This window comes from Staphylococcus kloosii, assembly GCF_032139365.1.
In the GTDB taxonomy this organism is placed as follows: domain Bacteria; phylum Bacillota; class Bacilli; order Staphylococcales; family Staphylococcaceae; genus Staphylococcus; species Staphylococcus kloosii_A.
On the sequence record NZ_JAVTDB010000068.1, the window covers coordinates 20,198 to 31,881 of the forward strand.

The window sequence follows — 11,684 nt, forward strand, 5'->3', positions numbered from 1 at the left end:
ATGACAGCAATTTGGTCGGTAGATAAACAAAGTTTTTTAAACAATGTTCAAACTGTGAAACAACAAAATAATATTATGGCAGTCGTTAAAAATAACGCCTACCATTATGGATTAGAATTTGCTGTGGAGCAATTTTTAAAAGCGGGTATTGATACTTTTAGTACGACTTCTTTGAAAGAAGCCATTAGAGTGAGGGAAATCGCACCTAATGCAACGATATTTTTAATGAACGCCGTCTATGAATTTGAACCATTAAGAACACACAACATTGAAATGACTTTACCTTCCCTATCATATTATTACAATCATTATGAAGATTTGACTGGTATTAACATTCATTTAGAATATGAAAATTTATTACATCGTTCCGGTTTGAAAAATATAAACGAAATCATTGAAGTGTTAGAACATCATCACAGTAATACAAATAAAGAGAAAATGATTATTAATGGACTGTGGACTCACTTTGGTTACGCTGATGAATTTGGAGTACCAGATTACGAACAAGAAAAAGAAGCGTGGTTAAATGTCGTAGATACTGTACTTACTGCAGGTTATTCGTTTAATATGATACACGCACAAAACAGTGCTAGTTATTACCGTGAAGACGGTATACTACCACAACATACGCATGCAAGAGTGGGTATTGCGTTATATGGTTCTAGACCGTATAGTACGGTAGCTGAACAAGATATTGTGCAGTCTTTAACTGTAAAAGGTAATGTAATTCAAATTAGAGAAGTGCAACAAGGACAATATTGTGGTTATAGTTTTGCTTTTGAGGCAGTTAAAGATCATACTAAGCTTGCAGTTGTCGATATCGGTTATGGTGACGGAATATTAAAATCACGTGCACAGCATGAAGCCATTATAAATGATAAGCGATATCCTATTCGGGCTTTAATGATGAGTCATATGTTTGTAGAAGTTGATGATACGATAAATGCACAAGACGAAGTAATACTATATAATAATGATATACGTGTCGATGAATTTACGTTTAAAGGTGTGGGGGCAAACTCAGAACAATTAAGCGCAATGAACCATGATTCATTAATAAAGGAGTATAGATAATTATGACTGTAGAATATAACGCATACGGCGAACTAACGATGGGAGGCACGAGTCTTAAAACTGTTGCACAAAGTTTTGGCACGCCTACTATTGTTTACGATGAAACACAAATCAGAACACAGATGCAACGCTATCATCAAGCTTTTGAGCAAAGTGGCTTAAAATATAACATTTCATATGCATCAAAGGCATTTACTTGCATTCAGATGGTTAAGCTTGTTGAAGAAGAAAACCTAGAATTAGACGTTGTCTCTGAAGGAGAATTATATACGGCACTTGAAGCTGGTTTTGATCCTAGTCATATTCATTTTCACGGCAATAATAAAACAAAAAGAGAAATTCAATATGCACTAGAAAATAAAGTTGGTTATATCGTTATTGATTCATTAGATGAAATCGATATTATAAATAAATATGCTTCTGAAACAGTCAATGTAGTATTACGTTTAAATCCTGGTGTAGAAGCCCATACACATGAGTTTATTCAAACTGGTCAAGAAGATAGTAAATTTGGTTTATCTATTAAACATGGCTTAGCAATTAAAGGTGTAGAAGCGGTAAATAATGCTGAAAAATTAAATTTAAAAGGTGTTCACTTCCATGTTGGTTCTCAAATTGAAGGCACTGAAGCGATGATTGAAACTGCTAAAATGGTTATTAATTGGTTAAGTGAACAAGATATTAAAGTTGAGCTAATAAACTTAGGTGGCGGCTTTAGCATTAAATACGTTGAGGGGGATGTAAGTTTTCCTATTGAAGACGGTATCGCAGAAATTACGACTGCAATTAAAACAATTGCTCAAGAAGTTAACTACCCTATTCCTGAAATTGGCATAGAACCTGGTCGTTCTATCGTTGGTGAAGCAGGTATTACACTATACGAAGTGGGTACGATAAAAGATATACCTAATGTTAATAAGTACGTTTCTGTAGATGGTGGTATGAGCGATCATATTAGAACTGCGTTATATGACGCTAGTTACGAAGCATTGTTAGTAAATAGAAATGAGGATGCAGATGAAACAGTTACGCTAGCAGGTAAATTATGTGAATCTGGAGATATCATTATTAAAGATGCTAAATTACCTTCTTCCGTTCAAAGAGGAGATTATTTAGCTATTTTATCAACTGGTGCTTACCATTATTCTATGGCTTCAAATTATAATCAAATGCAAAAGCCTTCTGTATTTTTCTTAAAAGATGGAAAAGCAAGAGAAGTTATAAAAAGACAATCGTTAAGACAATTAATTATTAATGATACTAAATAATAAACAACCGTTACTTTTTAAAATAAAAGTAACGGTTGTTATATTGCTTTTTTATAAAAAAAAGCAAAAAAAGAACCTTATCAACAAGGTTCTTTAATTAGTCAATAAACTAAATCTATGATTATAGTTTTACAACGTTTGCAGCTTGAGGACCGCGGTCGCCTTCAACTACTTCAAATTCTACTGATTGACCTTCTTCTAATGATTTGTAACCTTCTTGGTTAATAGCTGAGAAGTGTACGAATACGTCGTTTTCTCCTTCAACTTCGATAAAACCGAATCCTTTTTCAGCGTTAAACCATTTAACTGTACCTTGTTTCATAATTGTGAAACCTCCAAGACTAAAATTCTTTCAATATGCGTTATTCGCATATTACAAAAAATACGGTTTCACAGTTGTTGCTGTACAGACAATATTCTTTGCAATATGGAATAAAACTATTGCTTAATTGCTAGTATACGTGAATTTAATTTAAAATGCAATACATTATTGAAAAAATCGATTCAATCAATTATTGGAAGATTATAATATACATTATTATTATTTAATACAATAAAACTATAGAATATTTGTAAATTTTCATCACAATCTTCACAAAAACCTAATTCGCAATTATTATAAAATGCATGTATATTGTATTTGCCGATTAAATAATTATCATAATCTTCTTTGCATTTACGAATTGTATGCTGATAGTTATTGATCATTTCATCGTAAGTTTCAAAATCATCACATTCTACAATATTATCAGTCCAGTCACTAAATAGCCACCAACCTTCATAATCAGCTCTTATTTTAGTTATTGACCACATGTTATGCACCCTCCCTATACGATGACTATACTACATCTATAATTACAACAAGCTTACACAAAGTTTGTAAATATAATGGCTTTATTATCTAAATGATTTAATTAACAAAAGTAAATATGTATACTCTTAGAAAATTATTCCGTGTGTAATATTCTAACTTTATCACGTGTAAAATCAAGTTTTACGACTCATACTTTTGACCGATAAAGGTATATGCGCGCATGTTAAATATTAGTTTTGTGAGCTTAAATTGCGTATAATAATATTAAGAGGTGATTTTGTATGCAACGTAAACACATTAAAGTATTTGGAATGGTACAAGGTGTTGGTTTTCGTTTTTATACAGAACGAATAGCATTAAAATATAATATTACCGGTACAGTTCAAAATGTCGAAGATTACGTAGACATATACGCTCAAGGTGATGAGGAAGATATTCAAGCATTTACAGAAGCTGTAATTAAAGGTGCTTCCCCTTCCTCTCAAGTTGATGACTACGACATCGAAGACTTAGATATAGATTATGATTGGGAAAAATTTAAAACAATATAAAATTAAAAAGGAAGATGAAATTTGAGATACAATATTTCTCGTGTCTTGGGGGCTGTTGTCGCTTTTCCGATTGCTGTTATTGTATGGTTTGTTAGTATCTTTGCTCTAGATATACAATTTATTTTTGACTTGTTAATTTCAATTGCTGCTTTCTTTGGGATTTATTTCCCTACGCAACGCATATCTTCTAGAAAATACTTACATGAAATTGGGTTATCTCGTAGAGACTATCATTACGTCAATAATCAACTTAACCATGCACAGGATAAAATTAGACGTATATTAAAGGTTTTTGTTAACGTAAGATCTATTAAAGACTTCCGACAAGTTAGTGATATTTATCGCATCTCAAGAGCAATTTATTTTGCTGTAAAACAACAACCAGCAAAATTCTTCTTGGTAGAAAGTTTCTTTTATTCTCACATAGATAATGCCTTAAACTTAATTGAATCTTATACAAGACTATCTAAATCTCCTAAAAAATCACAGGAAGAAAAGCAAAAACTCGAACAAACACGTATCACATTGGATGAAGTTAATCGTACTTTGATAGCAGATTTGAAAAGAATTAATGAAGACGACTATCAAAAGTTAGATATAGAGATGGAATTAAATAAAATGGAACAAAAAAGACGCAAATAATTAATAACTGTAATATTTAGAAACGGAGCGAATAATTATGTCTAGAGAACAAGATTATATTAATGCTCATCCGTTTGACTCATATATCGATGAGCAAACAACTAATGAACATGAAATACTCACTAGTAACAAACCTCAATTTTCTCAAATAGAACAACAGAAAATTCAAAAGTTAAGCCAATCGATCACGCCTATGGATAATGATGCATTACTAAATTTCGGAACAGAAGCACAATCTAACATGTCACAGTTTTCACATCGTATATTAAATGATGTGCGAACTTCTGATGTAGGTCCTGTAGGCGATACATTAGATAGTTTAATGTCTAAATTGAAATCAGTGAACCCTGATGAATTGAATCCTGAAAATCAATCCAAATTAAAACGAATCTTCAAAAGAACAAAAGCGTCTATAAACGAAGTTTTTTCAAAAATGCAGTCTGTGGGTTCACAAATTGACCGTATATCAATTGAATTAGATAAGCATAAGGGTAACCTAAAAAAAGATATTGATATGTTAGACGAATTATATCACCAAAATAAAGATTATTTTGATGATTTAACATTATATATTGAAGCAGCAAAACAGAAAAAGCATGCAATTGAGCAGCATGAATTACCAAAATTACAAGAAAAAGCAAAGCAATCTACGAATCAAATGGATGTTCAAGAAGCAGCCGATATGAGCCAATTTGTTGAACGTCTTGATAAACGTATATATGATTTACAATTATCGCGTCAAATTGCGCTCCAAACTGCGCCACAAATTCGTATGATTCAAAATGTTAACCAAGCATTAGCAGAAAAAATACAAAGTTCAATATTGACGAGTATTCCTTTATGGAAAAATCAAATGTCTATCGCTTTAACACTCATGCGTCAGAGAAACGCTGTATCGGCTCAAAAAGCTGTGACTGATACTACGAATGATTTATTGCTTAAAAACTCCTCATTGCTTAAACAAAATGCTGTAGATACTGCTACAGAAAATGAACGTGGCGTTGTGGATATTGAAACATTAAAAACAACGCAAAGCGATATTATAGAAACAATCGAACAAACATTACAAATTCAAAAGCAAGGCCGCCAAAAACGACAACAAGCTGAAGGCGAATTATCTGAACTTGAAGGCGAATTAAAACAACAGTTGTTAGACTTAAAGGATAATAAACAACAATAAAAATTTAGCAGTATAAAAGCCATTCGATATTTATATTTCGAATGGCTTTATAATGTGATAAGTAATTTTGGTTTGCAATTTTAACAAATTATTAAATATTGTGCGCTTACGACTTATTTTCTAACTAATGCTCCCCTTACGTTTCACGTCAGTCAATTAATTAAATACAACTATAAAAAAGAGAGCTAAACCATAGTATGGCTTAGCTCTCTAATTTTTGTTATACAAATGAATATGACATTATTCTTTTTCGTAAACGATTGGCTTTTCATTTTTCACAAATACAGCAACAATATAACCAATAATTGTAAACACTACGGCTACTGGGAACCATTCTAATGAATATTGTTTTAGAGGCAGTGCATGGATAAAGCCTATTTTTATCCAACCTTGACTGTCTACTATGCTTAATATAGCTACAATTGTTACCACTGCAACTGGAATTCGTTGAGCGATAGGCTTTGTTGGGAATAATCGAGCAAGTAAGATTAAAAGTACAGAAGTAATGGCGATTGGATAAACAACGCTCAATACTGGTACTGACATCTTAATTACTGAATTCAATCCTTGGTTTGCTAAAATAAAACTAAGGATTGTAAAAATAATGACATAAGCTTTGTATGGAATTTTCGGGAAAATTCGATTGAAGTATTCAGAGACTGACACAATCAATCCACATGCTGTAGTTAAACAAGCAAGTGCTACAATAACACCTAATAAATACTTGCCAAATACACCATAACCTACGCCTGCAATTGTAGTTAATAAATATGTACCGACGTTTTGGTCTTTGGCAGCCAAGCTGTCTAATTTAGCTTGAGATAATTCCATATGGTTTCCTATGAAACCAAGTGAAATATAAATAAATAGTAATGCAACAGCAGCGATGACCCCAGCCATAACAGTTTGTTTTAAAATTTTGTTAGCGTGCGTAACACCAGTGGCTTTTACTGCATTTACAACGATCATTGAGAATGCGATAGCAGCTATAGCATCCATAGTTAAATAACCGTTTGTAAAGCCTTGTGAGAATCCTGCAAGATTTGAAGTGTAAGCTTCAGCTGCTTTACTTGGACCATTTCCACCGAAATCGACAAAGCCTTTAATAATCATCGCTAAAATAGTTAATAATAGTATTGGTGTTAATAAAGAACCAACACGGTCAACCATTTTATTAGGATTGATACATAAATATAAAACGATTAAAAAATATATAGCTGTGAAAATAAATAATGCTAGATTACTACTTGAATGTGCAATTGGTGTAATTGTCATTTCAAAAGACGTAGATGCAGTACGAGGTATTGCAAATAAAGGTCCAATTGTTAAATAAATGACGATTAAAAAGATAACAGAAAATTTAGGTGATATTTTATTTAAAGAGCCGATATAGCCTTGCTTATCTACAGCTCCAATGATTACTCCCAATAGTGGTAAACCAATACCAGTTAGTGAAAATGCTAAGATTGATGGCCAAAAGTAATGACCACTATCCAAACCTAGGTTTGGTGGAAAAATAAGGTTACCCGCACCAAAAAACATTGCAAATAACGTGAAACCTATAATCCATGTATTTTTGTTCATAATTAATACTCCTTCAGTTTACCAAAAATATAATATTCATTATTCTATCATGGTTGTAGACGTTTAGTCTATATAACTTTCAGAATATTTTAAATTATAAGTAGATATACTTAAAATGATTTTAATAATAGTTTTTTAAGTAAAGGTGAAAGATGACTAGGCAAGTGTTCTACCCCTTCAACAAAGATAGCATATTGACCATAAATGTTATGAATTGTTTGTTCTATATCTTCTGTAATTGGATCTTGACTTAAAAAGACGTTAAAGACTTCAATGCCCAATTTTCTTGCTGTTTCAACAGCTTCATAAGTATCAAGAATACCATCTTGGCTATAATTGTATGCAGAAGGTTCACCATCAGAAAAGACAATTAAAAATTTCTGCTTGTGTGAACGTTGTAGTAATCGCTCACTCCCAATTCTAATTGCGACACCATCCCTATTATCGTCTTGAGGTTCTAAAGCCATGATTCTAGGTCCATCATTAACATAGGTAGACTTATCGTAATGAATGATTTCATCGATAATATTTGGCTGTTTTCTATCATCAGCTTCAAAAGCATCTTCATTAAATGCTAATATTTCATGTTTTACATTCAATGCTTTTAATGTTTCGTGAAATAGTACGACACCTTTTTTTGTTTCTTCCATTTTATCTTGCATACTCGCAGATGCATCAACGAGTAATGTGAACGTAGCATCAAATGTCTGACTTAAATCTTGTTTCTTATAAAATAATTTATATTGATCATCGACAAACCAATTTAATAAATTCTTTTGTAATCGCCCTTTAGTCAGGTTGTTTCGCTCATCAGTATATTCACGATCAATCGCTTTTTTGATAATTTGAATTAAATCTTTTGTCTCGATACTGACTGATTGTTCTACATCATGATACGTTTTTACGTATTCTGGTTTAATATCTGGTAAGCGCCAATCAATCTCAACGTTTTCATTAATACCTGTTAAGGCAAATGGACGCTTAGCACCTAAAGCATTTCCTTCTGAATTATCTATAGTGTTATCTGAACCTTTACCCTTTTTGGTTTGCATATCTGTCATATCATCACTTGCATCACCTTCACGATCGGTATCATTGTCGCTCGCTGTGTCACTATTTTCACCTTCGTGCAATTCCATTTCTAAATAAGCACCACCTGAAGATTGACTATCGGCAGCTTTCGTTTCAATTTCTTCACTTTCAGGTTCTTCATCGCGCTCATTGTTATTTCCATCTACATTACTCGCATCAGTTCTTTTTAACTCATCGAAAGTCAACGACTCCATTGCCGCGTATACTTGTTTAGGTAAATGATAATATTCATTTAGCATATCTTCTTTTAAAATGTTATCAATTTGAAACATAATACGTTGTGCTAAAAATTGATTATCTTCAGAACTTTCACAGTTAAATACGTTAGGCAAATATTGATACATATTTAATAAAATATCATCTATAGAAGGATGTATTTGAGGCACATCGTAAAAATTTTCCGTAAGTAGAGAATAAGCAAGATTTAAAAATAATAAATCACTATAAGTCGTTTTTGTTTTGTAGACATTGATTTGAGATTTTATATAATTTGTACGAATCTCACTTCTTAGTGACAATGCTTGTTGTGTAGTTGGACGTTGTTTCACTATTTCATTCATCACACGTTTGTCTTCTAACAATTTAAATAGCTGTTGATAAAACTTAGTATGTGTAAAATTTGTGTCTCGTATAACGTCATTTACTACACCTATATCCATAAGCCGATAACCATATGCCGCTAAGATGACATCAGTTTTTAAGCCTGTAGTTTCAATTTCTTTAGGCCGATGTGACCAAAATGAACTCGTAATTAGTGTGTCATTTTGTGGATCATAATAAGGGAACTTTTGTATTTTAACTTGCGTTTGTTCACTTTTAAGCAGTAAACGTGCTAAGTCTTGTAGCATCATGACTTGCTTTGCGTCTAATTGTTCATCATTAAATTTAATAAAACGCTCGCTCATATTTATCCCTCACTAAAAATTTAATTCTACCGCATTGATAATAGCTTGTTGTTCACGTTCATCTTCTAGTTTATCTATTATTGTACGTTTGATTGCTCTTTCGATAGGCATAACCGTTGCCAAATCACTTAAATCGATTAAAGCTCTAATACTTGCTGCCTCTTCAGAAATTTGGCCTTGCTTTGTCATTGTACGCAAATCTTCATTGAATTTTATGATTTGAGTAATTAATTTTTCGTCTGTTAATTGACTTTGTTGTCTAATGACATCACCTAAAATATTACCGTCAATATAATCAACTTGAATAACTACAAAACGGTTTTTTAATGCTTCGTTCATTGGCAATGTACCAATATAACCTTCGTTGATAGCTGCTATAACATTGAAACCAGGAGCCGCGTTAATAACTTCACCGGTAAATGGGTTTGTTAATTTACGACGATAATCTAGCACTCCGTTTAATACGGGCAGAGTTTCAGGCTTAGCCATATTGATTTCATCGATATATAAGATATGCCCCTCTTTCATAGCTTTAATGACAGGTCCATCAATAAAGACAATTTCTTGTTGACCGTCATCGTTTGTCTGAATCGTTTTGAAACCTAATAAACTTTCGGCATCTAAATCGACAGAACAATTCACTTGATACATTGGTTGTTCTAACGTTTCACTTAGTGTTTCGGCTAATTTTGTTTTGCCTGAACCAGTTGGGCCTTTTAATAATAGATTTTTATTTAATTTCAATAATGATAATGCGTCGTTATATACACTTTCATCTGCATTGATATACTGCATATTTGTCATGGTGTTTCTTCCTTTCTTAAATAGCTTTAAAAATTAAAAATAGACTGGGGCAAATACAATGTATGTTCTGCCCTAGTCTGTATAAATTTATAAAATGATCGTGTTGGGATTATACTTCTTTAAAATAATCTTTGTAATAACCACCGACAAGACCTGAATTATCAACGATTTGATAATATTCTTCTGTTTCATTGATTACATCGTATTGTTTACCAATAGTTAACATATTAGAAACTTTAAATTTTTGTGCATCGGTATGAACAACCTCTACAGTTTTTAATGGTGTATTGTCTTTCCAAGTTTCATGTAACATAAAAAAGTTCCTTTCGTTATTTAATGTTTTCTAGCGTCAAGATAAATGTAATACCGCTATTTTCTGATATTCTTAAAGATTTTGATTCGCCTTGATCTAGAGTTTGATACGGAATGCCAATTATTTCTAATTGTTGAACTGCATTTTGGTATATTTCTGGCGACTCAGTAGCAAATTCTACTTGCTCTACTATACCGTGTTCCGGCATTTTAACTTCATCTTCAGCTGAATATATGTGCAGTTCCCCACCTAAGCCACCGTCACCAATTTTAAAGACTTGAGTTTTTTGCGGTGCATCGTCATAAGGTAAATACTCAGCAAAATGTTCTAGACTGAATACTTTCGTTAAAATAGATTGAGTTAAGACAAGTTCATTTACTTTAATTATAACAGGTCCTAAACCTTGGATTTGATGTAAAGGATTAACAACACTGTCAAATGTCGGCATACCAAGTGGTGTACCCGTATTATGCTCATTTGAATAAATTTCAAATGCTTGACCATTATGATCTTTAAATTGAAAATATTGGTGCCCATTTAAATCTGTAGTCGCACTATAGTCAATGTTTGCATTATCTAATATTGATTGATATTCTACAATACCTTCATCAGTAGGTATACGTAAGCCAATACTATCAATATGATTATTTGTACAATGATAGTTAGGAATTTCTACAAAATGTATGCGTGTTCCGGAATTAAGTTCAGCGTCACCAAATCTTAATGCGCCATTTTTTTCTTCTACGCTAAGTCCGAGTATATCGCTAAATAATGTTTTGGTTTTTTGTAAATCATTCGTACCTGTAGTAACACTTCTAAGACCATTCATTAATAAGACACCTCTATACAATTGTTTTCCATTTATTATAACGCATTTTAACACTGATTTATATGGGCAAGTGATTTTGATTTTAGTTCTTTTAAAAATATAAATAAACAAATTGGCTATATAGAATAATTGTATTAAAATATAGTTATGAATAAAGAATACGAACTTATAATTGAGTATTTTATAAGTTTAGGGAGGTTTTAGCGTGAGCTTTTGGATTCTTTTCGGTATAACGGTATTAATCGCCGTGTACTCTTTAATTGTGTTAATAACGGCTTCTCCAAACAAGTCCCAACAGCGTACTAATGATGCTAATAAAGCTTCTAATAAAAAAGTTTATGGCATTATTTTCGCAGTGTTTGTAGTTTTAGCAATTATAGAAATCATTGTATATGCAAATTCATAATACCTATTCTCAAAATAAGAGCCTGGGACATAATTCCTAACTCAAATTAAATAACACCTCATTCTACTGATTTATTCAGTATAAATGAGATGTTATTTTTTATAATGTACGATTTTGTTCGTGCATGCTTGCCTGGGGTATGGTTCGAGCCTATAGTCTCTCACTCATACGCTTCCCTGGGTGTTAGCACGATACAAAATCGTTAATATTATGTATTTCAGT

At 32.2% G+C, this 11,684-nt stretch carries 13 protein-coding genes; 6 read left to right on the forward strand and 7 right to left on the reverse strand.

Going from position 1 to position 11,684, the window contains the following annotated elements:
- On the forward strand, window positions 1-1,074 hold the full coding sequence (locus tag RPL90_RS08735) for an alanine racemase (protein ID WP_313547844.1): 1,074 nt from the start codon (window positions 1-3) through the stop codon (window positions 1,072-1,074).
- A 2-nt stretch (window positions 1,075-1,076) separates the two neighbouring features.
- Window positions 1,077-2,342, forward strand: a complete 1,266-nt coding sequence (lysA, locus tag RPL90_RS08740) for a diaminopimelate decarboxylase (RefSeq protein ID WP_313547847.1) — start codon at window positions 1,077-1,079, stop codon at window positions 2,340-2,342.
- Window positions 2,343-2,463: 121 nt separating this feature from the next.
- On the opposite strand, the gene cspA is transcribed toward lysA, so the two are convergent.
- Both cspA and msaA read right to left on the reverse strand, forming a co-directional pair.
- Window positions 2,464-2,664, reverse strand: coding sequence for a cold shock protein CspA (gene cspA / locus RPL90_RS08745; RefSeq protein ID WP_001831260.1), 201 nt, complete (start codon window positions 2,662-2,664; stop codon window positions 2,464-2,466).
- Between the two features lie 182 nt (window positions 2,665-2,846).
- Window positions 2,847-3,155 (reverse strand): regulatory protein MsaA, encoded by a 309-nt coding sequence (msaA, locus tag RPL90_RS08750; protein ID WP_313547849.1) that lies wholly within the window; start codon window positions 3,153-3,155, stop codon window positions 2,847-2,849.
- 282 nt (window positions 3,156-3,437) lie between these two features.
- Here msaA and RPL90_RS08755 point away from each other — a divergent pair, with 282 nt between their 5' ends.
- From RPL90_RS08755 to RPL90_RS08765, 3 genes are read left to right on the forward strand one after another with little or no spacing between them, the layout of a single operon-like run.
- On the forward strand, window positions 3,438-3,707 hold the full coding sequence (locus tag RPL90_RS08755) for an acylphosphatase (protein WP_313547851.1): 270 nt from the start codon (window positions 3,438-3,440) through the stop codon (window positions 3,705-3,707).
- Window positions 3,708-3,728: 21 nt separating this feature from the next.
- Window positions 3,729-4,349, forward strand: coding sequence for a 5-bromo-4-chloroindolyl phosphate hydrolysis family protein (locus RPL90_RS08760; RefSeq protein ID WP_313547853.1), 621 nt, complete (start codon window positions 3,729-3,731; stop codon window positions 4,347-4,349).
- A gap of 37 nt (window positions 4,350-4,386) precedes the next feature.
- Entirely contained in the window at window positions 4,387-5,529 is a 1,143-nt protein-coding gene (locus RPL90_RS08765; RefSeq protein WP_313547855.1) for a toxic anion resistance protein, read from the forward strand.
- 240 nt (window positions 5,530-5,769) lie between these two features.
- Here the strand turns inward: RPL90_RS08765 and brnQ3 are convergent, their stop codons facing one another.
- The 5 genes from brnQ3 to RPL90_RS08790 all read right to left on the reverse strand — a co-directional run bounded on the left by brnQ3 (window position 5,770) and on the right by RPL90_RS08790 (window position 11,056).
- Window positions 5,770-7,113 (reverse strand): branched-chain amino acid-like transporter carrier protein BrnQ3, encoded by a 1,344-nt coding sequence (gene brnQ3, locus RPL90_RS08770; protein ID WP_313547857.1) that lies wholly within the window; start codon window positions 7,111-7,113, stop codon window positions 5,770-5,772.
- A 110-nt stretch (window positions 7,114-7,223) separates the two neighbouring features.
- On the reverse strand, window positions 7,224-9,110 hold the full coding sequence (locus RPL90_RS08775; protein WP_313547859.1) for a nitric oxide reductase activation protein NorD: 1,887 nt from the start codon (window positions 9,108-9,110) through the stop codon (window positions 7,224-7,226).
- A 12-nt stretch (window positions 9,111-9,122) separates the two neighbouring features.
- Window positions 9,123-9,914: an ATP-binding protein gene (locus tag RPL90_RS08780; protein ID WP_313547861.1), complete on the reverse strand. Its 792-nt coding sequence runs from the start codon at window positions 9,912-9,914 to the stop codon at window positions 9,123-9,125.
- Window positions 9,915-10,023: 109 nt separating this feature from the next.
- Window positions 10,024-10,227, reverse strand: coding sequence for a DUF6501 family protein (locus RPL90_RS08785; protein ID WP_313547863.1), 204 nt, complete (start codon window positions 10,225-10,227; stop codon window positions 10,024-10,026).
- A gap of 16 nt (window positions 10,228-10,243) precedes the next feature.
- Window positions 10,244-11,056, reverse strand: a complete 813-nt coding sequence (locus RPL90_RS08790; RefSeq protein ID WP_313547865.1) for a VOC family protein — start codon at window positions 11,054-11,056, stop codon at window positions 10,244-10,246.
- A gap of 205 nt (window positions 11,057-11,261) precedes the next feature.
- Here RPL90_RS08790 and RPL90_RS08795 point away from each other — a divergent pair, with 205 nt between their 5' ends.
- Complete coding sequence (locus RPL90_RS08795) at window positions 11,262-11,462, forward strand: Mid2-like cell wall stress sensor domain protein (protein ID WP_313547867.1); 201 nt, start codon at window positions 11,262-11,264, stop codon at window positions 11,460-11,462.
- Window positions 11,463-11,684 lie beyond the last annotated feature (222 nt).